This is a genomic window from Hymenobacter segetis (genome assembly GCF_054776495.1).
This window is the reverse complement of record NZ_BAAHBV010000001.1, coordinates 1,967,502-1,991,394: the sequence shown is the minus strand read 5'-3', so window position 1 is coordinate 1,991,394 and position 23,893 is coordinate 1,967,502. Positions and strand designations below refer to the sequence as shown.

Sequence of the window (23,893 nt, the reverse complement as noted above, 5' to 3'; positions counted from 1 at the left end):
CATGAAATTCCCACCCATTGCCGCCGCCCTGCTCGCCACGCTGGCCTTTGCCACGGCGGGCTGCGATAAATTCCTGGACCAGCCCGTGCTGGGGCAGTACGAAGCCGGCCAGTTCTTCACCTCGAACACCAACGCCGTGCTGGCCGTGAACGCGGCCTATGTGCCCCTCTCGTTCCGCGACGCGGCCGCGAACCCGCTGTGGGTGCTGGGCGACGTGGCCTCGGATGATGCCGTGAAAGGCAGCAACCCCGGCGACCAAACCGATTTCGAGAACATCGACAACTTCAATATTACGCCCATCAATGCGGCAGTGGAGGCCATGTGGAGTCGCTACTACGACGGCATTTTTAAGTGCAATGTGGTGACCGACGGCCTGCCCGCCTCCAACACCGCCGTGAGCGCCGACGTGCGCCAGCAGGTGCTGGGTCAGGCGCAGTTTCTGCGAGCCTACTACTACTTCCAGCTCACCACCATATACGGTCGCATTCCGCTGCGCCTGAAGGTGGAAACGCCCGAGGAGCTGCAAAGCCCCGCCCGCGACCAGGCCGACATCTACGCCCAGATTGAGCAGGACTGCGCCGCCGCCGCAGCCGCCCTGCCCAACGTCTGGCCCGCCGCCGCCGACCTGGGCCGCGCCACCAAGGGCGCGGCGCTGGCGCTGCTGGCCAAGACGTATTTGTACGAGAAAAAATACGCGCTGGCCGCCAGCACCGCCCAGCAGGTAACGGCCCTGGGCTACACGCTGCTGCCGGTGCAGGCCGACAACTTCCGGGCCGCCACCAAGAACAACGCCGAAAGCATTTTCTCGGTGCAGCACACCGCCGGCCTCAGCCCCGGCCAGGGCAACAACCTGAACCAGTGGTTTGCCCCGCGCCAGCAAAACGGCTATGGCTTCTTTTATCCCACCAAAAGCCTGGTGAACAACTTCGAGAAAACTGCGGCCGGCGTGGTCGACCCGCGCTTGGATTACTCGGTGGGCCGGTTCGGACAGTCGTTTTTCGGAATCCCGTTTGATACCACCTGGAGCACCACCACTTTCCTCTCGAAGAAGCACTTGCAGCCGCTGAGCGAGGTGCCCGCCACCACCCGGGGCGACGGCAACCTGAACTTCCAGGCCATCCGCTACGCCGAGGTGCTGCTCATAGAGGCCGAGGCCACCAATGAGGCCGGGAACCCCGCCGCCGCACTCGGCCCGCTGAACAAGGTGCGCAAACGGGCCCGCGAGAGCTACCTCAACGACCGCACCCTGCCCGGCTACGGCACGGTGCCGGCCGGCCTGCTGCCCGACATCACCACCACCGACCAGAACCAGCTGCGCGACTACATCCGCCGCGAGCGCCGGGCCGAGCTGGCCCTGGAATTTCAGCGCTTTTTCGATGTCGTCCGCTACGGCGAGGCCTATGCGAAAGCGGCGCTCAGCAACCAGCCCAATTTCAGCTACGCCCGCCACCGCTTCTTCCCGGTGCCGCAGAGTGAGCGTGATACCAACAAAAAACTGGGCCTGTAGCCCCTGCATTACCTTTTTTCTTCATTCCCAATCTTCACCATTTTCAAAACCCCACCATGAAAAATTCCAAAGTTTTACTCTTTTTTCTGGCCCTGCTGCTGTTCGGCGCAGTGTCGGTCATGTCGTCCTGCTCCAAGAAAGACGACACCTCCACGCCCACGCCTACCGTCGACAAAGCCGCACTCACGGCCCTGATTGACTCCGTGAACTTGGGCTACACGGCCGCCGTGGAAGGCACCAAGCCCGGCACCTACACCGTCGGCTCGAAGGCCACGCTGAAAACGTCGATTGACTTGTCGACCGGCGTTAAGAACGACGGCGGTGCTTCGCAGACTTCCGTAACTGCTGCCGTTGCCAGCCTGCGGCGGGCGGTAGTGGTGTTCAAGAACAGCCTGATTCAGGAAGTATCGGCCGCTAACCTGGTGGCGCAGTGGAAGTTTTCCGGCAATGCCAACGATGCTACGGCCAATGGTAACAATGGCACCCTGAAAATGGGTTATATCAACGACCCCGCGGTGGTGGCTCCGGCAGCTCCCGTGAAAAAAATGGGCACCACCCTGCCAACCATGGTCCCCGACCGTTTCGGTCGCGCCAACCAGGCTTATGATTTCAATGATGGCGCCTACATCGAAGTGCCTTACAAACTGGCCCTCAACCCACAGGCCATCACCATCAGCGCCTGGGTGAAACGGAATGGCAGCAACTCCGACAACTACATCGTGTCGCTGGACCGTTGGAAAGCCTATAAATTCCAGCTGCAAAGCGCCGACAAGCCATTCCTGACCGTCACGACTACTACCGGCGGCATCGATAAGGATGCGGAATCCGGCGTGGTGGGCACCAGCTGGACGCATGTGGTGACTACTTACGCGGCCGGCACGATGAAATTCTATATCAACGGGGTGATGGTGAAGGAATGGACGGGCCTGAGCGGCACGATGAAAGCCACGCCGGAGCCAACGCCGCTGGCAATTGGCCAGCAGCTCCCCAACGGTTTCTACGATAAGGCAATTGCGGGTGGTCAGACGACCACGGTCAACGGTGCAACGGTGCCCGATGTTGATTACTACAAATTCTACGGTGCCGGCTTCTTCAAGGGCCAGATGGATGACATCCGCATCTATAACCGCGCCCTGACCGATGCCGAAGTAAATTCCATCTTCACCATCGAAAACACGCTGTAACCGGCGCGTTGGCTGCTTTTTCGTCTCCCACCGTTCCATTCCCCGGAATGGTGGGAGATTTTTTTATCCCCTACCTAGTCCCCGCAATCGCATGACTCGCTTCGATTTCTCCACCAACCGCCGCCTGGCCGGCAGCGCCGCCACGCTGGCTTTGGCCCTGCTCATGGGCTGCAACGGTACCGACCGCGGCACCCCCGCCGTGACCGACACGCCCGCCGCCACCGGCCCCGACAGCTGGCAGCTGCTCGACTTCGTGAAGGCCGACACCGATAACCCCATCATGGGCCCCAGCGCGGTGGGCCAGTTCACCGACCCCATCCTTCAGCAGCCCATCAAGTGGGAAGAGAAGGACGTGTTCAACCCCGCCGTGGTGGTGAAGGATGGCAAAATCTTCATGCTGTACCGGGCCGAAAACCTGGTGACGCCCAGCGTGGGCAAAACCTCGCGCATCGGCCTGGCCAGCAGCACCGACGGCATCCACTTCACCCGCATGGCCACGCCCGTACTGCACCCCGACAACGACGCCCAGAAGAAGTGGGAGTGGCCCGGCGGCACCGAAGACCCCCGCGTGGTGCAGGACGACCAGGGCACCTACTACATGACCTATACCGCCTACGACGGCGACAAGGCCCGCCTGCACATCGCCACCAGCACCGACCTGTTGCACTGGACCAAGTACGGCAACGTATTCGCCCAGTTCAGCGGCGGTAGCTACGTGAGCAAGTGGACCAAATCGGGCTCCATCGTGTCGCGCTACGAGGACGATGGCCGCATTGTGGCCACCAAAATCAACGGCAAATACTGGATGTACTGGGGCGACGCCCAAATCTGGCTGGCCTCTTCGGACGACCTCATTCACTGGACGCCCGTAGAGATGGCGGCCGGCGAAAAGCCGCCCGTGCCGCTGCGCGCCCAGGCCCTCACCATGCCCAATTTGAAAATCGTGCTGCCCACCCGCGAAGGCAAGTTCGACAGCGACCTTGTGGAGTCCGGCCCGCCGGCCATGATTACCGACCAAGGCATCCGCCTGATTTACAACAGCCGCAATGAGCCTTCGTTTGGTGATAAAAATCTGCCCGTGGGCACCTACTCGGCCGCCCAGGCCCTGTTCGACAAAAACGACCCCAGCAAGCTCCTCAAGCGCATGGACAATTATTTCATGCGGCCCGAAAAGCCTTACGAAACTACCGGTCAGGTAAACCAGGTGGTTTTCCTCGAAGGCCTGGCCCGCTTCAAATCGAAGTGGTTCATGTACTATGGCACGGCTGATTCGAAGATTGCCGTGGCGGTGCGGCCGCAGTAAAAGGGTATAGTCACCCCGCGTTTCTGTCATCCTGAGCGTAGCGAAGGACCTTATCACCGCTAAACAATTAGCACGAGTCCAGTTGCAGCAACCGTGATAAGGTCCTTCGCTGCGCTCAGGATGACAGAAACGTATTAATTTCCTCCCCAATACCCATTCCCACCCATATGCAAACCACTGTGGCCATCAGCGCCCCCGAAAAAGTCCCGTTCACCGAGAAGAAATACATCCCGACGCTGGTATTCGTCTCGTCGCTGTTCATGCTCTGGGCCATTGCCATCACTATGGGCGACGTGCTGAACAAGCACTTTCAGAACGTGCTCAGTGTGAGCAAGGCGCAGTCGGGGCTGGTGCAGTTTTCCATTTTCGGGGCCTATGCTGTGATGGGCATTCCGGCCGGCCTGTTCATGAAGCGTTTCGGCTATAAGCGCGGCGTGCAGCTGGGCCTGGGGCTGTATGCGCTGGGAGCCTTCCTGTTCGTGCCGGCGGCCAATGCCAGCTCGTTCACCTTCTTTCGGGGGGCGCTGTTCATTCTGGCCTGCGGGCTGGCCACGCTGGAGGCCGTAGCGCACCCCTTCATGGCCGCCCTCGGACCGGAAAAAACCAGTGACCAGCGCCTGAACTTTGCCCAGTCGTTCAATGGCCTGGGCGCGGTGATTGGGCCGCTGCTGGGCAGCTACTTCATTTTGAGCGGCGTCAACTCGCACGTCAATGGCGACCTGACTTCGGTGAAAAGCCTGTACTTGGTCATCGGCAGCGTCATTCTGGTTATTGCCGTGGCCTTCTCATTCGTGAAAGTTCCGGCCTTGCAGGACGTCCACGCCGCACCCGCGCCTGCCGAAACCGAAGCCGGCTACTACTCCGGCACGGCCGAAGAAGTGCCGCAGGCCAAGGGCCTGTTCGGGCACAGCCACTTCCGCTGGGCCTGGCTGGCGCAGTTCCTCAACGTGGCAGCGCAGGGCGGCACCTGGGCTTTCTTCATCAACTACGGCGTCGAAAAAATGCACTTCACCGACAAGGTGGCGGGCGGCTATTTCTCGCTGTTCATGGTGATGATGATGAGCGGCCGTTTCGTGGGCACGTTCCTGATGCGCTACATCGCGCCCAACCGGCTGCTGGCCGCCTTCGCGCTGGCCAACGTGCTGATGTGCGTTATCGTGGCCCAGAGCTGGGGTTGGCCTTCGTTCATCGCCCTGCTGCTGATTAATTTCTTCTTCAGCATCATGTTCCCCACCATTTTCTCGCTGGGTATTAAAGAGTTGGGCCCGCACACGCAGCAGGCCTCATCCATTCTGGTGATGGCTGTGGCGGGCGGCGCGTTTTTCCCCTACCTCATGGGCAAAATCGCCAACCACGACATCGCGGCAGCTTACTACCTGCCCATCATCTGCTACGCCTTCATCGCTCTGTTCGGGGCGCGGCTCTACAAAGTGTCGCACAAAGCTGTCTGATTTCTAATGCCCAATACAAGGGCGCATTCACAACCTGCATGAACGGTTTTCAACGCGAAGAGAAACTCTGGGGCCTGGACCTGGGAGGTACTAAAATTGAGGGCGTCGTCCTCAAATCAGCGCAGGAGCCGGAGGTCCTTTTCCGCGACCGGCTACCCACCGGTGCGGACAAGGGCTACGACCATGTCCTGAGCCAGATTAAGCAGCTGGTGGGCCACATGGAGCAATCCGTGGGCAGCAAAGCCACCAGTCTGGGGCTGGCCACGCCTGGCACCCTGGTGCCCCGCACGGGCCTGATGAAAAACAGCAATGCCCTCTGTATCAATGGTAAGCCGATGAAGGCCGACCTGGAAAAGCTGCTGGGCATCCGCATCGAAATGGCTAACGATGCCAACTGCTTCGCCCTGGCCGAAACCCGCCTGGGCGTGGTCAAACAGCAGTTTCCCAATGCCAAAGTAGTGTTCGGCATCATCCTAGGCACGGGCGTAGGCGGCGGGCTGGTGGTGAATGGCCACGCCCTAGAAGGCTTCCACGGCCTGGCCGGCGAGTGGGGCCACAATTTCCTGGACGAAGCCAACGGCCCACTCTGCTACTGCGGCAAAACCGGCTGTAACGAAAGCATCCTGGCCGGCCCTGCCCTGCAACGCTATTACGCCACCCTCACCGGCCAGTCCCGCTCCCTGAAGGAAATTACCGAGCGCGCCGCCGCTGGCCTCGACCCCGCCGCCGAAGCCACCATGCAGCGCCTGGTCAGCTACTTCGGCCGGGCGCTGGGCACGGTGGTCAATATCGTCGACCCCGACGTCATCGTCATCGGTGGGGGCGTGGGCAATATCGACCGGCTCTACACCGAGGGCGTGAGTCAGGTGGCTCCTTACGTGTTCGACCATGTATTTGAAACGCCGGTAGTCAAACCCCAACTGGGCGACAGCGCCGGGGTATTTGGCGCGGCTTACCTAGTCGCGTAGACGAACCTGCTGCCCGCATTTTTCTCGCCTTTTATTCTCCGTTGCCATATGGAAAATCTGACCAAACAAGAACTGTTTCAACAGACCGCGACCCGCCTGAATGAGCAGGGGTTCAAAATTGCGTCACAGGATGAAGCCCGACCCTGGGGCGGTTTTTTCGTCATTGACGAAACCCAGGCCCAGGCCTTTGCTGACACTTATTTCGAAGGATTATCGGCCGATTCGCTGCGCATTGCCGGCAAGCTCAGCCCGAAAATCCTGATAGTGGCCCCCGAGCAGCGCCTGAGCTGGCAGTACCATCACCGCCGGGCCGAAATCTGGCAGGTGGTGCAGGGCCCCGTGGGCGTGGCCTTCAGCGACGACGACGAGCAGGGCGAAGTGAAAACATACCAGGCCGGCGAGCGCATCATCCTGCGGCAGGGTGAGCGCCACCGCCTCATAGGCCTGCAGAACTGGGGCATCCTGGCCGAAATCTGGCAGCACACCGACGCGCAGAATCCATCGGATGAAAGCGACATCGTGCGGGTGCAGGACGACTTTGGGCGCTAGCAACCCCGGCCCGGCCGCCGGAGTACCTTTGCCGTTCATATTCCAGCAACCCTCCTGATGAACGGTACCGAACCGGCCAATCCCAGCGCTTTCGACAAAGCCCGCACCGGGCTCTGGACCAGCCTCCAGAAGCACCTGACCACGGTTTATGCCGCCGAAAGTGCCTTTGTCAAGGCCGTGGCTTTCACGGATAGTTTCCCCTTTCCGACCTCGGCGGCCAGCGAGCAGCAGCTGTTCGATTACGAGCAGCAGCGCCGCGCCCTGCGCGACCTGTTCACCGACGAAACCGCGCAGCTCGATACGCTCGTGAAGGCCATTCGCCAGAAGGGCTACGCCGAGGACGAGAAGAAGCAGCTGTACCTGTTGTTGCTGGGCTACATGGACATTGCCGCCACGATTTTCGCGCGGCTGCACACCCAGGTGCCCGCGCGCCAGCCCAAAGACGAGGACCTGGAGGAAACCACCGACCGGTTTGCGCGGGTGCAGAAGTTCGCCCGGCTCAATATCAAGGGAATTGCGGGATTATTGGGTGGTTTCTGAGGCGGGGCGTGGGGATGTTAGTCGGTAGACTCGGCGGCTTGGTCGACGGTTGAAAGGGAAGGAGTTGAGGTAAGTTATTGTGAAGTAGTTGATTGATAGAAACGCGGGTTTTGGCCCTTTCTGGCCTTGGCACAGCGCTTGCGTTTGGAGAGACAGACGCCGTCACAATCTCCATTCACTCTTCAACTTTTCTTTTCGTCATGAAAACCTCCCTGCTTTCGCTCCTCGCCACCGGCCTGCTCTTCGTTGCCACCGCCGCCTCGGCTGCTCCCGCTTTCGACCACGATAAAGACCCACGCCGCCTGTCGCCCATCGAGCGCTCCCGCTACGAAGCTGCCCAGCGCCAACAGGAACAACGCCGCATCGCCCTGGAACGGGCCCGCTACGAAGCCAACCAACGCCGGCTAGAGCAGGACCGCGCCCGCCTCGCCGCCCAGCGCGAAGCCGCCGAGCGTGCCCGCTGGGAAGCCCAGCACCGCAACAGCCGCGACCGTAGCTACGGCTACAACCGCCGCTAATTAAGTCCGCTTAGCATTTGACGCAGCCCCGGATTTCGCAAGAAATTCGGGGCTGTTTGCGTCTGCGCCGGTCCGACCGCCCTAGGCGGTCGGACCGGTTGTCGTTGTTTACCAGAACGTGCTTCCTTCAACCGGTCGGACCGCCTAGGGAGGTCGGGCCAGCGCTGCCGTTTATCCACAAAAAAAATCCCCGCCGGTCAGGCGGGGATTTTTCTTGCAAAGCAGTCAGAAAACCTACTTAGCCAGCTTGGCTTTCAGGTTCTCGTCCAGCGCTGCCAGGAACTCCTCAGTGTAGAGGTAGTCGCGGCCGTGCTGCACTTTGTTGCCGTGGATGCAGACGGCCAAGTCCTTGGTCATCTTGCCGCTTTCCACGGTCTCGATGCACACGGCCTCTAGCGCGTGGCAGAAGTCGATGAGCTCCTGATTGCCGTCGAGCTTGCCGCGGAACTCCAGGCCACGCGTCCAGGCGAAGATGCTGGCGATGGGGTTCGTAGAGGTGGGCTTGCCTGCCTGGTGGTCGCGGTAGTGGCGCGTCACGGTGCCGTGGGCGGCTTCGGCCTCCATGGTGCCGCCGTCGGGCGTCACGAGCACGGAGGTCATCAGGCCGAGCGAGCCGAAGCCCTGGGCCACGGTGTCGCTCTGCACGTCGCCATCGTAGTTTTTGCAGGCCCACACAAAGTTGCCATTCCATTTCAGCGCCGAGGCCACCATGTCGTCAATCAGACGGTGCTCGTAGGTGATGCCGGCTTCCTTGAACTTGGCGAGGTAATCCTGCTCGTAAATCTCCTGGAAGATGTCCTTGAAGCGGCCATCGTACTTCTTCAGGATGGTGTTCTTCGTGCTCAGGTACAGCGGCCAGCCTTTGCTCAGGGCCTGGTTGAAGCAGGCGTGGGCAAAGCCACGGATGCTTTCGTCGGTGTTGTACATGGCCAGGGCCACGCCGTCGCTCTTGAAGTTGTACACCTCAAACGACTGCGTTTCGCCGCCGTCTTCGGGCTGGAAGGTGATGGTGAGCTTGCCCTTGCCTTTGGTTACGAAGTCAGTAGCGCGGTACTGGTCGCCGAAGGCGTGGCGGCCGATGCAGATGGGGGCCGTCCAGTTGGGCACCAGGCGGGGCACGTTGCTCATCACGATGGGCTCGCGGAACACGGTGCCGTCCAGGATGTTGCGGATGGTGCCGTTGGGTGATTTCCACATCTGCTTCAGGCCAAACTCCTTCACGCGCTCCTCGTCGGGGGTGATGGTGGCGCACTTGATGCCCACGCCGTACTGCTTGATGGCGTTGGCCGAGTCGATGGTGACCTGGTCATTCGTCTCGTCGCGGTACTCGATGCCGAGGTCGTAGTATTTGATGTCGAGGTCGAGGTAGGGCGTGATGAGCTTGTCCTTAATGAATTTCCAGATGATGCGCGTCATCTCGTCGCCGTCGAGCTCTACTACGGGGTTGGCTACTTTGATTTTGGTCATTTCCGCTATTGGTTTATCGTTTGAGTTGGGTTCAGTGTGTACGCTGGCTTTTCCAGTTCGACAACAATATTAAGGGAGGAAAGCGGGGTAGCCCAACGCGGGCAGCTCACGGGCCGCTGCCGATGGTGCGTTTTAGGGCATTGGGGGACGTTTTTTGGAGGGCATAAGATTTTGGCTTTGTACTTGGTAGGCTTTCGCTATATTTGTTCACACAATCGATTGTGTGGGCGATTGATTTCTTAGACCCAGCCGCCCACGCCTGGCCCTAAAACAAGGCGTAGCACCCATTTCCGCTTGCGCCAATAGTAGCCGCTGGTCCAGGAAGGCAGCCGAAACCATCCGCTTTAGCTTCACCTATTCATTCCCCACCCATGATTCCATTTCGTCGTTCCGGGCTGCTGGCCGTAACATTGCCCGGTCTGCTGTTGCTGGCCGCCTGCGGGTCCAATCAACCCGCAGAGCAATCCACCACGACGGCTCCGGCCGCCGATTCCACCCAAACGAAAGTCGCTGCCATGCCCACTTCCGCTTCCTTCGGCAAAGCCCTCGACGGCACCGAAATCCAGTTCTACACCCTCACAAACAAGCAGGGCGCTAAGGCCACCATCACCAACTACGGCGGTACCCTCGTGGGCCTGATGATGCCCGACCGGGGCGGCAAAATGGGCGACGTCGTACTCGGGTTCGATAACGTGAGCGACTACCAGAGCCCGGCCTTCCGCAAGGCTAACCCCTACATCGGCGCGCTCATCGGTCGCTACGGCAACCGCATTGCCAAGGGCAAATTTACCATCGACGGCAAAAGCTACCAGGTGGGCGTGAACAACGGCCCCAACTCGCTGCACGGCGGCAAAGTGGGCTACGACCAGAAAATCTGGGAAGCCACCCCCGGCACCTCGCCCGACGGCCAAACCCTGACCCTGAAATACCTGAGCAAGGACGGCGAAGAAGGCTACCCCGGCAGCCTCCAGATTACGGTGGTCTACACCCTGACCGACGCCAATGCCCTGCGCATCGACTACACCGCCACCACCGACAAGGCCACGCCCGTCAACCTCACCAACCACGCCTATTTCAACCTGAGCCACGGCGTGAGCAAGGACATTCTGAAGCACGAAGTGACCCTGCCCGCCGACCGCTATACCGTAGTGGATGCCGGCCTGATTCCGACCGGCGAGCTGCGCCCCGTGAAGGGCACGCCCTTCGACTTTACCACACCCCACGCCATCGGCGAGCGCATTGCGCAGGTGCCCGGCGGCTACGACCACAATTGGGTGCTGAACGCCGAAACCGGCCAGCACCCCGCCGCCACCGTGTACGACCCCACCTCGGGCCGCACCTTGGAGGTGACCACCGACCAGCCCGGCATCCAGTTCTACACCGGCAACTTCCTCGACGGCAGCCTCAAAGGCAAAGGCGGCACCGTGTACGGCCTGCACGCCGGCTTCTGCCTCGAAACCCAGCACTTCCCCGACTCGCCCAACGAGCCCAAATTCCCGAGCACCATCCTCAAGCCGGGCGAAACTTACCACACCACCAGCACCTACACCTTCGGCGTGCGGAAGTAGGTGTAGCGCGGACTTTTAGTCCGTGCCCGAATAACCATACTATTCTATCGCGGACTAAAAGTCCGCGCTACTATCACCTATGCAACAAATCACCACCCCCGCCTACGTCATCGGCATCGACTACGGCACCGACTCCGTCCGCGCCCTGCTCGTGGATGCCCGCACCGGCACCGAAGTAGCCCAGGCCGTGCACAACTACGCCCGCTGGAAAACTGGGCAATTCTGCAACCCCACGCGCAACCAGTTCCGCCAGCACCCGCTCGACCATATCGAGGGCCTGGAGGCCGTGGTGCGCCGCGTGGCCCGGCAGGTGCCCGCCGCGCAGGTCGTGGGCCTGGCCGTGGACACCACCGGCTCCACGCCCGGACCCGTGAACGCGCAGGGGGTGGCCCTGGCCCTCACGCCCGGCTTCGAGAATAACCCCAACGCCATGTTCGTGCTCTGGAAAGACCACACGGCCCTGGCCGAAGCGGCCGAAATCAACCACAAAGCCCGCACCTGGGGCGGCGAAGATTACACTAAATATTCAGGCGGTATCTACTCCTCGGAGTGGTTCTGGGCCAAAATCACGCACATTCTGCGCGAGGATGAGGCCGTGGCCGCTGCTGCCCATTCCTGGATGGAGCACTGCGACTGGCTGACCCTGCTCCTGACGGGCGGCGACCTCGCCACCTTTAAGCGCAGCCGCTGCGCCGCCGGCCACAAGGCCATGTGGCACGCGAGCTGGGGCGGCCTGCCCTCCGAGCAGTTTCTCACCCACCTCGAACCAAAACTGGCTGGTTTACACAATCGATTATTCACCGAAACGTACACCGCCGATGAGGTGGCTGGCCATCTCTCCGAAGAGTGGGCCCAGCGCCTCGGCCTGACCACCGCTACGGTAGTCGCGGTGGGTTCATTCGATGCCCACGCGGGGGCCATCGCGGGCGAAATCGAGGCCTATTCGATGGTGAAGGTGATGGGCACCTCGACCTGCGACATCGTGGTCGCGCCCACGGCCGAAGTGGGTGACCATTTAGTGGCCGGCATCTGCGGGCAAGTGGATGGCTCCGTGATTCCGGGCATGCTGGGGCTGGAAGCCGGGCAGTCAGCTTTTGGTGATTTGCTGGCCTGGTTCCGCAACATCGTGGAGTGGCCGCTGTACAACGTGCTGCAACATTCCAAAGTCCTGACACCAGAGCTGCAGGCCGCCCTGCGCGAAGAAATGAGCGACGCGCTACTGGTGCAGCTCAGCGAAGCCGCCGCTGCCGTGGACCCCGCCGAAAGCGCCGTCTTGGCCCTCGACTGGGTGAACGGCCGCCGCACGCCCGACGCCAACCAGGCCCTGAAAGGCGCGATAATGAACCTGACAATGGGCACCAATGCGCCCCAGATTTTCCGGGCGCTGGTGGAGGCCATCTGCTACGGCTCGAAGCAGATTGTGGAGCGGTTTGAGGCCGAAGGCATTCCCGTGAAGCAGGTTATCGGCATCGGCGGCGTAGCCAAAAAGTCGCGGTTTGTGATGCAAACTCTGGCCGATGTGCTCGACCGGCCCATCAAAATCGCCGTGTCGGAGCAGGCTCCAGCGTTGGGCGCGGCCATGTATGCGGCCGTGGCCGCCGGCATTCAGCCCGACGTGCAAACGGCCCAGAAGGCCATGGGCTCCGGCTTCGCCGAAACCTACACGCCCAACCCCGCCCGCGTGGCCGACTACGCCGCTCGCTACGCGCAGTACCAGTCCTTCGGCCGCTTTGTGGAAAGCGCGACCAACGGCCCGGCCGAACCAGTTGAGGAAACCGAAACCGCCGCTATCGCCACCGCATGAGCCAGTACCAGGAATTGAAACAGGCGTGCTACGACGCCAACATGCAACTACCCAAGCTCGGGCTGGTGCTGTTCACCTTCGGCAACGCCAGCGTGGTGGACCGCGAGAAGCGCGTGTTCGCCATCAAGCCCAGCGGCGTGCCCTACGACCTGCTGAAGCCGGAGGATATTGTCATTCTCGACTTCGCCAACAACGTGCTGGAAGGGGAGAAGCGGCCTTCATCCGACACCAAAACCCACGCCGTGCTCTACAGCCACTGGGAGCATATCGGCGGCATCGTGCACACGCACAGCACCTACGCCACTGCCTGGGCCCAGGCCCAACTCGATATTCCCATCCTCGGCACCACTCACGCCGACCACCTGACGGCCGACGTGCCCTGCGCCCCGCCCATGGACGATGCCATGATTGCCGGCGACTACGAGCACCAGACCGGCTGGCAAATCCTCAACGAATTCCAGCGCCGCGGTCTCTCGCCCACGGAAGTAGAAATGGTGCTGCTGGCCAACCACGCCCCCTTCACCTGGGGTAAAACGGTGGATAAAGCCGTGTACAACAGCGCTGTGCTCGAAGAAATAGCCCGCATGGCTTACCTCAGCTGCACCCTGCGCCCGGAAGTGCCACGCCTGAAAGACGCCCTCATTCGCAAGCACTACGAGCGCAAGCACGGCGTGAATTCCTACTACGGACAACAGTAGCGCGGACTTTTAGTCCGCGCCCGAAACATCCCCAACCCATCCCTCCAAACGCGGACTGAAAGTCCGCGCTACTTCTCATGATTGACCTCACCCATTACGAAGCCTGGTTCGTCACTGGCACCCAGCACCTCTACGGCCCCGAAACCCTGGAAGAAGTGGCCCGCCACTCGCAGGAAATCGCCAAGGAGCTTGGCCTCAAGCTGCCCATCAAAATCGTCTATAAGCCCATTCTGAAGACCCCGCAGGAGATTTATAAGCTCATGCAGGAGGCCAACACGGCCGAAAACTGCGTGGGCCTGATTGCCTGGATGCACACTTTCTCGCCGGCCAAAATGTGGATTAACGGCCTGAAAATCCTGCAGAAGCCGCTGGCGCATCTGCACACGCAGTATAACAGCGACATTCCGTGGGCCGATATTGACATGGACTTTATGAACACCAATCAATCGGCGCACGGTGACCGGGAATTTGGCTTCATCGGCGCCCGGATGCGGCTGAAGCGCAAGGTGATAGTAGGCCACTGGCAGAGCGCGGCGGTGCACGAGAGCCTGAGCATCTGGAGCCGCGTGGCCACGGCCTGGGCCGACTGGCAGGGCGGCAAGTTCATCCGCTTCGGCGACAACATGCGCTACGTGGCCGTGACCGAAGGCGACAAGGTGGAAGCCGAAATCAAGTTTGGCTACGAGGTGAATACCTACGGCATCGGCGATTTGGTGGCGGTGGTGAATGAGGTGAGCGACAGCCAGATTGACGAGCTGCTGGCTACTTATGAAAAAGAATACGAGCTGGCCGAGGACCTGAAAGCCGGCGGTGCCCAGCGCGAAAGCCTGCGCGAAGCCGCCCGCATCGAGGCCGGCATGCGCAAGTTCCTGCAAGACAAGGGAGCCAAAGGCTTCACCGATACTTTTGAGGACCTGCACGGCATGGCGCAGCTGCCCGGCATCGCCACGCAGCGCCTCATGGCTGAGGGCTACGGCTTCGGCGGCGAGGGCGACTGGAAAACCTCGGCCCTGGTGCGCGCCATGAAGGTGATGGGCGCGGGCCTGCCCGGCGGCAACTCCTTCATGGAGGACTACACCTACCACTTCGAGCCCGGCAACGAGCAGGTGCTCGGCTCGCACATGCTGGAAATTTGCCCGAGCATCGCCGCCGGCAAAGTGAAGGTGGAAGTGCACCCGCTGGGCATCGGCGGCAAGGCCGACCCAGCCCGCTTGGTATTCAACTGCCCCGCCGGCCCGGCCCTGAACGCCACCATCGTGGACCTCGGCAACCGCTTCCGCCTGATTGTGAACGAAGTAGAAGCCGTGCTGCCCGCCGCCGACCTGCCCAAGCTGCCCGTGGCCCGCGTGCTCTGGAAAATCAAGCCCGATATGGCTACCGGCGCGGCTGCCTGGATATTAGCTGGTGGGGCCCACCACACCGGCTACAGCCAGAACTTGACCGCCGAGTACCTCGAAGATTTCGCCGAAATGGCCGGGATTGAATTCGTGATTATTGATGCTGATACCAAGCTGCGGACCTTTAAGAACGAGCTGCGGTACAACGAAGTAGCTTTTCGCGGGTAGGGGCGGAGCTTGCTAAAACAGGCCTTCATGCTGAGCGAAATCGAAGCATGACGTTCTTTTTGAGACTTACAACCCATTATCATCATGCGAATTCCTACCGCTGGCCTGCCCGCATTTCTGGTTCTGCTGGGCCTGTTGACCGGCCCCGCTGTCCTGGCCCAAACGGCCCCCGCCACCCTCACCGTGCAGGTGAACAAGCCCGGTGCACCGGTGCCCAAAAACATGTACGGCCTGTTTTTCGAAGACATCAACTTCGCGGCCGATGGCGGGCTGTACCCCGAGCTGGTGAAGAACAAGTCGTTTGAAACCGACGACCACCTCATTGGCTGGAAGGCCATTCGGGGCGCGGCCGGCCTGGCCGATTACCGCGTGTCGGGCGACCAGCCCATTGGCAACACCAACCGCCATTTCCTGCGCCTGAGCGTGAAAACCGCCAGCCCCGATGCCGGTTTTGTGAACGAAGGCTTCCGGGGCATGGGCCTGAAGCAGGGCGCGGAATACACCTTCTCGGTGTACCTGCGGCGCGGTCCCGGCAGCATATCGGCCCTGAACGTGGCGCTGGAGGAGCCCGGCCGCCGCGCCGGCGGCCCCGAAATCGCCGCATCAGGCCAGCCGCTGGCCCAGGCCCAAATTACGGGCCTCACCGGCGAGTGGAAGAAGTATAGCGTGGTGCTCCGGCCTACAGCCACGGCGGCCAAAGCCCGTCTCAAACTGACCGTGGAAGGCACCGGCACTGCCGATATCGACGTGGTTTCGCTCTTCCCGAAGGACACGTACCTGAAGCGTGAGAATGGCCTGCGGCCCGACCTCGTGCAGCTGCTCAAGGACATGAAGCCCGGCTTCCTGCGCTTCCCCGGCGGCTGCATCGTGGAGGGCATGACGCTGGATAACCGCTACCAGTGGAAGGAAACCATTGGCGAGGTAGCCAGCCGCCAGCCCATGATAAACCGCTGGAACAAAGAATTTAAACAGCGCTACACGCCCGATTATTACCAGTCGTTCGGGCTGGGCTTCTTCGAGTATTTCCAGCTTTCGGAGGACATTGGGGCTGAGCCGCTGCCTATTCTGAACGTGGGCATGGCCTGCCAGTTCAACTCGGCCGAGCTAGCCCCCCTCGGCAGCGCGGCCAAGGGGCCGAACGCGGCCGGGCCGGGCGACGAGCCCACGTTGGATACCTTCATTCAGGACGCGCTGGATTTGGTGGAATTCGCCAACGGCCCCGCCACCTCCACCTGGGGTGCCAAGCGCGTGGCCATGGGCCACCCCGCGCCGTTCAACCTGAAGATGATTGGCATCGGCAACGAGCAGTGGGGGCCGCAGTACCTGGAGCGCTACGAGCCGTTTGCCAAAGCACTGAAGGCCAAATACCCGACTATTCAGATTGTGAGCAGCGCCGGGCCGTCGCCGGAGGGCGAGCTTTTTGACAAAGCCACAGCCACGCTGCGGGCGCAGAAGGCCGAGTTTATCGACGAGCACTACTACGCCCGGCCGGAGTGGTTCCGTCAGCACGTGGACCGCTACGACAACTACCCACGCACCGGCTCCAAAATCTTCGCCGGCGAGTACGCCGCCCAGAGCGCCGGCATTGCCAGCCAGGAAAACAAGAACAACTGGGACTGCGCCCTCTCCGAAGCCGCCTTCATGACGGGGTTGGAGCGCAATGCCGATGTGGTAGCTATGGCGTCCTACGCGCCGCTGTTCGCCCACGTCGATGCCTGGCAGTGGACGCCGAACCTCATTTGGTTCGACAACCTGAACGCCTACGGCACGGTGAATTACTACGTGCAGCAGCTTTTCAGCCAGAACAAGGGCACCACCATGCTGCCCGTGCAGTTGCCCGCCAACGCCAAAAACGGCACCGATAACCTCTTCGCCAGCGCCGTGGCCGACGATGCGGCCGGCGACATCGTGGTGAAGCTGGTGAACTACTCCGCTACGCCCCGCGCTGTGAAAGTGAGCCTGACCGGGGCCAAAAAGCTCGGCAAAACTGGCCGCGCCCTGGTGATGGCCTCCGACGATTTAAACACTCAGAACAGCCTCCAGGAGCCGAAGAAACTCACGCCGCAGGAATCGAAATTCGCCGTGGCTGGGTCGGTGGTGAGTTATACGCTGGCCCCGAACTCGCTCACGGTGCTGCGCATTCCGGGCAAGCGCTAGGGGCGGGGGCAAGCCCTACCGGGTACGACCCCGCCCTTACACTGTCCGTAGCGACACATCATCCATGAAAAAAAATAAAACGCTATTGGCTGCCGGTTTGCTGCTGGGCATCGTTCCCTGTCACGCCCAAAAAGCCGCCTCGAAAACCGACTTCCACCAGTGGGCCGCCACGCCGCCCATGGGCTGGAACAGCTGGGACTGCTACGGCCCCACCGTGACCGAAGCCGAGGTGCGCGCCAACGCCGATTACATGGCGAAAAACCTCAAAAGCAGCGGCTGGGAATACGTAGTGGTGGATATCCGCTGGTACGTGGGCAACGACACGGCCCACGGCTACAACGAGAAAAACCCCGACTGGAACCTCGACGAATACGGCCGCTTCATCCCGGCCGTGAACCGATTTCCCTCGGCGGCCGGCGGCAAGGGCTTCAAGCCGCTGGCCGATTACCTGCACGCCAAGGGGCTGAAATTCGGCATTCACATCATGCGCGGCGTGCCGGTGGTGGCGGTGCAACGCCGGCTGCCCATCCTCGGCACCAAGCTGACGGCTGCCGACATATATAGCAAGGAAAGCCTAGCCCGCTGGCTGCACGATATGTACACGGTGAAAGCCGGGCCGGGCGCGCAGGAATACTACGATTCGCTGTTCAAGCTCTATGCCGCGTGGGGGCTGGATTTCGTGAAAGTCGATGACCTTTCGGAGCCCTACCACAAGCCGGAAGTGGAGATGATTCGGCGGGCCATTGATAAGTCGGGCCGCAAAATCGTGTTCAGCACCTCGCCCGGTGAAACCCCGATTGCGGAAGCCAAACACGTTGCTGCCAATGCCAATATGTGGCGCACCGTGGGCGACTTCTGGGACAGCTGGGAGCAACTCAAGGAGCATTTTGAGGTCTGTAACCGCTGGGCACCTTACATCCAACCCGGCGCTTTTCCCGATGCGGATATGCTGCCGCTGGGCCGCCTGGGCATCCGCGCCGAGCGGGGCGACGACCGCCAGACCCGCTTCACGCCCGACGAGCAGCGCACCCTGATGACGCTCTGGAGCGTATTCCGCTCCCCGCTGATGTTCGGCGGCGACCTGCCCAGCAACGACGCCGCCACGCTGGCTTTACTCACCAACAAAAATGTGCTGGCCGTGAACCGCAGCAGCACCCACAACCGCCAGCTGTTCCGCGGCGGCGACCTCGTGGCCTGGACCGCCGACGACCCCACCACCGGCGATAAATTCCTGGCCCTTTTCAACGCCCAGGACCAGGAGCTGGCCCCCGCCAGCGAAGCCGTGTGGGCCAGCGGACTAATAAATCGACAAACCCCAGGCAATGCGGCCGACGTGGACATCACCGGCGCCACCAAGCTCTACCTGAACGTGCGCGACGGCGGCGACGGCACCGCCTGGGACCACGCCGACTGGCTAAACCCCACGCTGAGCGGTGGCGGCAAAACGGTGGCTTTGACGACGCTGCCGTGGCGCAATGCCAGCGCCGGCTGGGGCAAGTCTACAGTAAACAAAAGCGTATCAGGCGCGCCGCTGCTGGTGGCCGGGAAAGCCTATGAAACCGGCATCGGCACCCACGCCAACTCCATCATCGAATACGACCTGCCGGCTGGCTCCACGCACCTCAGCACCACAGTTGGGCTCGATAATGCGGCGGCCGTGCAGAACACCGGCGGCACGCTCGATTTCCTGGTTTTCACCAAATCGCCTTACCGGCCGGCCCCCGCCGATTCGGTGCGCGTGCCGGTGCTGCTGAAGGAGCTGGGAATTGCCAGCGAAGCAACCGTAACCGACCTGTGGAGCGGCCGAAAAATTGGTGAATTCACAACGGAGTTTGCGCCTTATATCCGGCGGCACGGGGCGGCGCTGTATCGCATTTCTGCTCGCAAAAAGTAACAGCATCCATCATGATGACTTCGAAGCTATTCCTGTTGTTTTTGGGTTTGGGCGTGGCCGGCCCGGCCGTGGCCCAGCACACCGATTACCCCATTCAGGCCGTCCCCTTCACTAAAGTGAAGCTGACGGACAGCTTCTGGCTGCCGCGCCTCAAAACCAACACCGACGTCACCATTCCCGCATCCTTCGCCCGCTGCGAAGCCACCAATCGGGTGAAGAACTTCGAGATGGCGGCGGCAAAATCGGGCAAGTTTGCCACGGGTTACCCTTTCGATGATACCGATATCTACAAGACCATCGAAGGCGCATCATATTCCATGAGCGTGTACCCCGACGCCAAGCTGGACGCTTACATCGACGGCCTGATTGCCAAAGTAGGCGCGGCCCAGGAGCCCGATGGCTACCTCTACACGGCCCGCACCATCGACCCCGCGCACCCACACGCTTGGTCAGGCAAAGAGCGTTGGGAAAAGGAGCGCGAGCTAAGCCACGAACTCTACAATTCCGGCCACCTCTACGAGTCGGCAGTGGCTCATTACGAGGCCACCGGCAAGAAAACCCTGCTCAACATCGCCCTCAAAAATGCCGATTTGGTGTGCTCCGTTTTCGGTCCCGGCAAGCGCACCGTGGCGCCCGGTCACGAAATCGTGGAAATGGGTTTGGTGAAGCTCTACCGCGTCACGGGCAAGCCTGAATACTTGAGCACGGCGAAGTTCTTTATCGAGGCGCGGGGCCAGTACAAGGGCTACGACGCCAAGAGCCACGACCCATTCAAAAACGGCCAGTACTGGCAGGACGACAAGCCGGTGTACAACCAAAAAGAAGCCGAAGGCCACGCCGTGCGCGCCGAATACCTCTACTCGGCCATGGCCGATGTGGCCGCCCTCACCGGCGATAAGAAGCTGCTGGCCGCCGTGGATACCATCTGGAATAACATGGTGGCGAAGAAATTATACGTAACGGGCGGCACCGGCGCGGTGCCCGGCGGCGAGCGGTTTGGGGCCAACTACGAGCTGCCCAACGCCACGGCCTACAACGAAACCTGCGCCTCGGTGGCCGACGTGTACTGGAACCAGCGTATGTTCCAGCTCCACGGCGATGCCAAGTATGTCGACGTGATGGAAAAAGTGCTCTACAATGGCCTGATTTCCGGCGTGGGCCTCGATGGCAAAAGCTTTTTCTACAGCAACGCGATGCAGATTAAGAGCAGCGCCAGCTTTCCCCAGACCGAGCCGGCGCGGGCGGGCTGGTTCGAATGCTCGTGCTGCCCCACCAACCTGGCCCGCCTAATGCCCGCTCTGCCCGGCTACGTCTACGCCCAGAACGGCCGGGATTTGTACGTGAACCTCTTCGTGAGCGGCACCAGCAACCTAAGCATCGGCAAGCAAAAAGTTAGCATCATTCAGCAGAACAACTACCCATGGGACGGCGGCCTGAAATTCACCGTGAACCCGGCTGCCACCACCGATTTTACCCTGCTGCTGCGCATTCCCGGCTGGGCGCGCAACGAGGCCATGCCCTCGAATCTGTACACCTTCGCCACACCTTCCGGGCAGGCGGCCACCCTCAAAATCAACGGCAAGCCCGTGGCCTACACCCTACGCAACGGCTACGCCGTGCTGGCCCGCAAGTGGCACAAAGGCGACGTTATTGACCTGACTTTGCCCATGGAAGTGCGCCGCGTGCTGGCCAATGCCAAGGTGAAGGACGACCTCGGTAAAGTGGCTTTGCAGCGTGGCCCGGTCATGTACTGCGCCGAGTGGAAGGACAATAATGGCAAAACCAGCAACCTCATCGTGCCCGTCGGCGCGGCTTTCAGCACCATCTACCAGCCCGGCCTGCTCAACGGCATGATGACCCTGACGGCCACCGTTCCGGCGGTGGAGGTAGATGCCAGCGCCACGGCCATCCGCACCGTGCCGCAGACGCTCACGGCCATCCCGTACTACGCCTGGGCCAACCGCGGCAAGGGCGAAATGACCGTCTGGTTCCCCGAGCGCATCACCGATGTGGACCTGCTGAGCCAGCCCGCCACCACGGAGGCGACGGTGGGGAAATAGGGTCTGATGTATAGAACAAAAACGAACGTCATGCAGAGCGCAGCGAAGCATCTTTACCGCAGCTACTAATCCCATTGATTGGATTGCGTTGCGCGGGCAAGATGCTTCGCTGCGCTCTGCATAGCGGTCAATTCCCTGACATAAAGGCTACCTCGCCGCCTTCACGCCCTCCGTCGTCATCACCACGCGCTTCAAGGTGCCGTCTTTGTTATAATACAGGCTATCGATGCAGACTGAGCGGCGGAAGCTGCCGCCGTCGGTATTGGCTCCGCCGTTGTGATAGATGAAGTAGGACTGGCCTTTGAAGTCAATGATGGCCTGGTGGTTGGTGTTGGAATTTCCCGCCAGCTCGTTCAGAATGCCCTTGTATTCCCATGGGCCTTCCAGGCTGCGGCTCATGGCGTACACTATTTTTTCGGGGAATTCGGAGGCGTAGCTCAGGTAATACCAGCCGTTGTGCTCGTGTACCCACGGGGCCTCGGTGTAGCGCGGCAGGCCTTTCACGGTCTGGATGGGGCCGTCCAGCTCCGTCATATTGGCTTTGAGCTTGGCGTAATAACAGGTAGTATTTCCCCAGAATAAATAGCCCTGGCCCTTGCTGTCGACGAAAACCGTGGGGTCGATATCGGCCCAGCTAATCTTGTCGTCGGGCGTCGCGTCGGGCGTAATCAGGGCCGAGCCCCGCGCATCTTTGAACGGCCCGGTGGGGCTGTCTGATACCGCCACGCCGATGGCCTTGCCGTGAATGCAGCCGTGCTCCACGGCTGCGTACCAATAGAACTTGCCGTTGCGGGCAATCACCTGCGAGGCCCAGGCATCGTCTTTGGCCCAGGCAAAGTCCGACACTTTGAGCGGCACCGGATGCTCGGTCCAGTTCACCATATCGGTGCTGGAAAAGCAGAGCCACTCGTGCATCACGTAGCGCTCCTGGCGGGCGGGGGCTTCGTCGTGGCCGGTGTAGAGGTACACGGTGCCTTTTTGCACCATGGCGCTGGGGTCGGCCGTGTACTTGTGGCGGAAGATGGGGTTGCCGGCCGGGGTGGGAGCGGGGGCAGTTTGGGCGGCGGCTGTAGCGGCCAACAGGAACAGCGCGGGAAGAAACAGCTTCATGTTACATTCAAAATGAAAGGGCGAATCCGGGCTTACACAATCGTTTGTGCAATGTACATGCAAATTGACGGTCCCGGCAATGCGGCAGCCTATTGCCGGGGGCGGCAACGCGGCCAGGGTGTTTGCCGTTGCAAGCAACCAACGTTGTGCTTACCTTCTTCTGCACCTTTTTCATGCTCCGTATCTATTCATTTCTGCTGGTTGTGCTGCTGGCCCTGGCTGCCCGCCCGGCGGCCGGCTACGCCGTGCTGACGCATCAGGCCAACATCGACTCGACCTGGGAGCGCTGCCTGGTACCGGCCATCCTGAAGCGCTACCCGGCCTCCACGCCCGAGCAACTGGTTGATGCCAAGGCGTATGCCTACGGCGGGGCCATCATTCAGGACATGGGCTACTATCCCTTCGGCTCGGTGCTGTTCACCAACCTGACGCACTACGTGCGCTCCGGCGACTTTATCCGCAACCTCATCAACGAGTCCCGGGACCTCAACGATTACGCCTTCGCCTTGGGCGCATTGGCCCACTATTCGGCCGACCTCAACGGCCACGCCGAAGGCACCAACCGCGCCGTGCCGCTGGTGTACCCCGACCTGAAAGCGAAATTCGGCGACGTGGTGACCTACGAGCAAGGCCCCAAGCAGCATGGGCAGCTGGAGTTTTCCTTCGATGTAGTGCAACTGGCCAGCGGCAAGTACCACAGCCAGGACTACCACCAGAAAATCGGCTTCAAGGTGAGTAAGTCGCCGCTGGAGCGGGCCTTTCTGAAAACCTACGGCCTGGAGCTGGGCCAGGTGATTGTGAACGTGGACCTGAGCATTGCCAGCTACCGCTTTGCCGTGAGCCAGCTCATTCCGACGGCGGCGCGCGCGGCCTGGCACTACAAGCGCAAGGACATCGTGAAACTGAGCCCCGGGGCCCGGCGGCGCGATTACATGGCCCGCAACCACCCCAAGGCCTTCCGCAAAGAATACGGCAAGGAGTATAAGCGCCCAGGTTTCGGGGCGCGCATCATCTCGTATTTCATCCGGGTGTTGCCCAAAATTGGGCCGCTGAAACCCTTCGCTTTCAAACTGCCCACGCCGGAGGCCGAGAAGATTTTCCGGGCCAGCTTCCGCAAGGTGATGGCCAGCTACTGCGCCAACGTGGCCCGCCAGCCCGCCGACACCGCCGCCGCGCCCCTCACCCTGTCCAATGCCGACTTCGATACCGGCAAGCCCACCCACGCCGGCGAATACGGCCTGGCCGATGAAACCTACGGCGAGTGGCTGCGCAAGCTGGCCGGCAAGAAGTTCGAAAACCTCAGCCCCGTGGCCCGTCAAAACATCCTCGCCTTCTACGGCAGTACGCCCAAAACCCCGGCCTCGCAGGAAGAAAAAGAGGGCAGCAAGCAGCAGGAAACCCAGGCCGCGCTGGAGCAGCTGAAGACGCTGCGCTAGAAAAAACGTGGCCCTGCCGAAAATTGAGGTATGTGAAGAAGCTAGTGCTTGTAAGGCTGGCTTTTTTACATACCTTTCTTTTTTTAAGACTGTTTTGCCTGCTCCTGAGACTTT

Annotated in this window: 18 protein-coding genes; 16 read left to right on the top strand and 2 right to left on the bottom strand. The window is 61.2% G+C overall.

The window, feature by feature from the left end; all coding sequences use genetic code 11:
• Position 1: 1 nt before the first annotated feature.
• The 8 genes from ACYU70_RS08235 (at position 2) to ACYU70_RS08200 (ending at position 8,020) form a co-directional block, all read left to right on the top strand.
• Positions 2 to 1,507 carry a RagB/SusD family nutrient uptake outer membrane protein gene (locus ACYU70_RS08235; RefSeq protein ID WP_342295533.1) on the top strand — a complete coding sequence of 502 codons (1,506 nt, stop codon included), beginning with the start codon at positions 2 to 4 and terminating at the stop codon, positions 1,505 to 1,507.
• A 56-nt stretch (positions 1,508 to 1,563) separates the two neighbouring features.
• Positions 1,564 to 2,691 carry a LamG domain-containing protein gene (locus ACYU70_RS08230; RefSeq protein WP_342295532.1) on the top strand — a complete coding sequence of 376 codons (1,128 nt, stop codon included), beginning with the start codon at positions 1,564 to 1,566 and terminating at the stop codon, positions 2,689 to 2,691.
• A 91-nt stretch (positions 2,692 to 2,782) separates the two neighbouring features.
• Positions 2,783 to 3,994 carry a glycoside hydrolase family 130 protein gene (locus tag ACYU70_RS08225; RefSeq protein ID WP_342295530.1) on the top strand — a complete coding sequence of 404 codons (1,212 nt, stop codon included), beginning with the start codon at positions 2,783 to 2,785 and terminating at the stop codon, positions 3,992 to 3,994.
• Between the two features lie 167 nt (positions 3,995 to 4,161).
• Entirely contained in the window at positions 4,162 to 5,445 is a 1,284-nt protein-coding gene (gene fucP, locus ACYU70_RS08220) for an L-fucose:H+ symporter permease (protein ID WP_342295529.1), read from the top strand.
• 38 nt (positions 5,446 to 5,483) lie between these two features.
• Positions 5,484 to 6,413, top strand: a complete 930-nt coding sequence (locus ACYU70_RS08215) for an ROK family protein (RefSeq protein WP_342295528.1) — start codon at positions 5,484 to 5,486, stop codon at positions 6,411 to 6,413.
• A 48-nt stretch (positions 6,414 to 6,461) separates the two neighbouring features.
• Positions 6,462 to 6,962 carry a cupin domain-containing protein gene (locus ACYU70_RS08210; RefSeq protein ID WP_342295526.1) on the top strand — a complete coding sequence of 167 codons (501 nt, stop codon included), beginning with the start codon at positions 6,462 to 6,464 and terminating at the stop codon, positions 6,960 to 6,962.
• A 57-nt stretch (positions 6,963 to 7,019) separates the two neighbouring features.
• Positions 7,020 to 7,502, top strand: coding sequence for a hypothetical protein (locus ACYU70_RS08205; RefSeq protein WP_342295525.1), 483 nt, complete (start codon positions 7,020 to 7,022; stop codon positions 7,500 to 7,502).
• Positions 7,503 to 7,702: 200 nt separating this feature from the next.
• Positions 7,703 to 8,020: a hypothetical protein gene (locus tag ACYU70_RS08200; RefSeq protein WP_342295524.1), complete on the top strand. Its 318-nt coding sequence runs from the start codon at positions 7,703 to 7,705 to the stop codon at positions 8,018 to 8,020.
• 234 nt (positions 8,021 to 8,254) lie between these two features.
• On the opposite strand, the gene ACYU70_RS08195 is transcribed toward ACYU70_RS08200, so the two are convergent.
• Positions 8,255 to 9,487, bottom strand: a complete 1,233-nt coding sequence (locus ACYU70_RS08195) for an NADP-dependent isocitrate dehydrogenase (protein WP_342295523.1) — start codon at positions 9,485 to 9,487, stop codon at positions 8,255 to 8,257.
• 371 nt (positions 9,488 to 9,858) lie between these two features.
• Between ACYU70_RS08195 and ACYU70_RS08190 the strand changes: the two genes are divergently transcribed.
• From ACYU70_RS08190 to ACYU70_RS08160, 7 genes are all read left to right on the top strand, one after another.
• Positions 9,859 to 11,055, top strand: coding sequence for an aldose epimerase family protein (locus ACYU70_RS08190; RefSeq protein WP_342295522.1), 1,197 nt, complete (start codon positions 9,859 to 9,861; stop codon positions 11,053 to 11,055).
• Positions 11,056 to 11,134: 79 nt separating this feature from the next.
• The gene (locus ACYU70_RS08185; protein ID WP_342295521.1) at positions 11,135 to 12,859 is read left to right on the top strand and encodes a ribulokinase; all 1,725 of its coding nucleotides are present in this window, start codon (positions 11,135 to 11,137) and stop codon (positions 12,857 to 12,859) included.
• The gene (locus ACYU70_RS08180; protein WP_342295520.1) at positions 12,856 to 13,557 is read left to right on the top strand and encodes an L-ribulose-5-phosphate 4-epimerase; all 702 of its coding nucleotides are present in this window, start codon (positions 12,856 to 12,858) and stop codon (positions 13,555 to 13,557) included. The genes ACYU70_RS08185 and ACYU70_RS08180 overlap by 4 nt, the downstream gene beginning before the upstream one ends.
• A gap of 77 nt (positions 13,558 to 13,634) precedes the next feature.
• A complete protein-coding gene (gene araA / locus ACYU70_RS08175; protein WP_342295519.1) occupies positions 13,635 to 15,122 on the top strand; it encodes an L-arabinose isomerase in 1,488 nt (495 codons plus the stop codon).
• A gap of 84 nt (positions 15,123 to 15,206) precedes the next feature.
• Positions 15,207 to 17,279, top strand: coding sequence for an alpha-L-arabinofuranosidase C-terminal domain-containing protein (locus tag ACYU70_RS08170; protein ID WP_342295517.1), 2,073 nt, complete (start codon positions 15,207 to 15,209; stop codon positions 17,277 to 17,279).
• Between the two features lie 64 nt (positions 17,280 to 17,343).
• Positions 17,344 to 19,173 (top strand): NPCBM/NEW2 domain-containing protein, encoded by a 1,830-nt coding sequence (locus ACYU70_RS08165; protein WP_342295515.1) that lies wholly within the window; start codon positions 17,344 to 17,346, stop codon positions 19,171 to 19,173.
• 11 nt (positions 19,174 to 19,184) lie between these two features.
• The gene (locus tag ACYU70_RS08160; protein ID WP_342295514.1) at positions 19,185 to 21,233 is read left to right on the top strand and encodes a glycoside hydrolase family 127 protein; all 2,049 of its coding nucleotides are present in this window, start codon (positions 19,185 to 19,187) and stop codon (positions 21,231 to 21,233) included.
• A gap of 147 nt (positions 21,234 to 21,380) precedes the next feature.
• Here ACYU70_RS08160 and ACYU70_RS08155 read toward each other — a convergent pair whose 3' ends face one another.
• The gene (locus ACYU70_RS08155) at positions 21,381 to 22,343 is read right to left on the bottom strand and encodes a glycoside hydrolase family 43 protein (protein ID WP_342295512.1); all 963 of its coding nucleotides are present in this window, start codon (positions 22,341 to 22,343) and stop codon (positions 21,381 to 21,383) included.
• A gap of 173 nt (positions 22,344 to 22,516) precedes the next feature.
• Between ACYU70_RS08155 and ACYU70_RS08150 the strand changes: the two genes are divergently transcribed.
• A complete protein-coding gene (locus tag ACYU70_RS08150; protein ID WP_342295511.1) occupies positions 22,517 to 23,779 on the top strand; it encodes a zinc dependent phospholipase C family protein in 1,263 nt (420 codons plus the stop codon).
• Positions 23,780 to 23,893: the final 114 nt, after the last annotated feature.

What these genes read in the sequence shown, in the direction of transcription:
- ACYU70_RS08235 (WP_342295533.1), top strand. Translation starts at nt 2, where the DNA reads ATGAAATTCCCACCCATTGCCGCCGCCCTGCTCGCCACGCTGGCCTTT.
- ACYU70_RS08230 (WP_342295532.1), top strand. Translation starts at nt 1,564, where the DNA reads ATGAAAAATTCCAAAGTTTTACTCTTTTTTCTGGCCCTGCTGCTGTTC.
- ACYU70_RS08225 (WP_342295530.1), top strand. Translation starts at nt 2,783, where the DNA reads ATGACTCGCTTCGATTTCTCCACCAACCGCCGCCTGGCCGGCAGCGCC.
- fucP (WP_342295529.1), top strand. Translation starts at nt 4,162, where the DNA reads ATGCAAACCACTGTGGCCATCAGCGCCCCCGAAAAAGTCCCGTTCACC.
- ACYU70_RS08215 (WP_342295528.1), top strand. Translation starts at nt 5,484, where the DNA reads ATGAACGGTTTTCAACGCGAAGAGAAACTCTGGGGCCTGGACCTGGGA.
- ACYU70_RS08210 (WP_342295526.1), top strand. Translation starts at nt 6,462, where the DNA reads ATGGAAAATCTGACCAAACAAGAACTGTTTCAACAGACCGCGACCCGC.
- ACYU70_RS08205 (WP_342295525.1), top strand. Translation starts at nt 7,020, where the DNA reads ATGAACGGTACCGAACCGGCCAATCCCAGCGCTTTCGACAAAGCCCGC.
- ACYU70_RS08200 (WP_342295524.1), top strand. Translation starts at nt 7,703, where the DNA reads ATGAAAACCTCCCTGCTTTCGCTCCTCGCCACCGGCCTGCTCTTCGTT.
- ACYU70_RS08195 (WP_342295523.1), bottom strand. Translation starts at nt 9,487, where the DNA reads ATGACCAAAATCAAAGTAGCCAACCCCGTAGTAGAGCTCGACGGCGAC.
- ACYU70_RS08190 (WP_342295522.1), top strand. Translation starts at nt 9,859, where the DNA reads ATGATTCCATTTCGTCGTTCCGGGCTGCTGGCCGTAACATTGCCCGGT.
- ACYU70_RS08185 (WP_342295521.1), top strand. Translation starts at nt 11,135, where the DNA reads ATGCAACAAATCACCACCCCCGCCTACGTCATCGGCATCGACTACGGC.
- ACYU70_RS08180 (WP_342295520.1), top strand. Translation starts at nt 12,856, where the DNA reads ATGAGCCAGTACCAGGAATTGAAACAGGCGTGCTACGACGCCAACATG.
- araA (WP_342295519.1), top strand. Translation starts at nt 13,635, where the DNA reads ATGATTGACCTCACCCATTACGAAGCCTGGTTCGTCACTGGCACCCAG.
- ACYU70_RS08170 (WP_342295517.1), top strand. Translation starts at nt 15,207, where the DNA reads ATGCGAATTCCTACCGCTGGCCTGCCCGCATTTCTGGTTCTGCTGGGC.
- ACYU70_RS08165 (WP_342295515.1), top strand. Translation starts at nt 17,344, where the DNA reads ATGAAAAAAAATAAAACGCTATTGGCTGCCGGTTTGCTGCTGGGCATC.
- ACYU70_RS08160 (WP_342295514.1), top strand. Translation starts at nt 19,185, where the DNA reads ATGATGACTTCGAAGCTATTCCTGTTGTTTTTGGGTTTGGGCGTGGCC.
- ACYU70_RS08155 (WP_342295512.1), bottom strand. Translation starts at nt 22,343, where the DNA reads ATGAAGCTGTTTCTTCCCGCGCTGTTCCTGTTGGCCGCTACAGCCGCC.
- ACYU70_RS08150 (WP_342295511.1), top strand. Translation starts at nt 22,517, where the DNA reads ATGCTCCGTATCTATTCATTTCTGCTGGTTGTGCTGCTGGCCCTGGCT.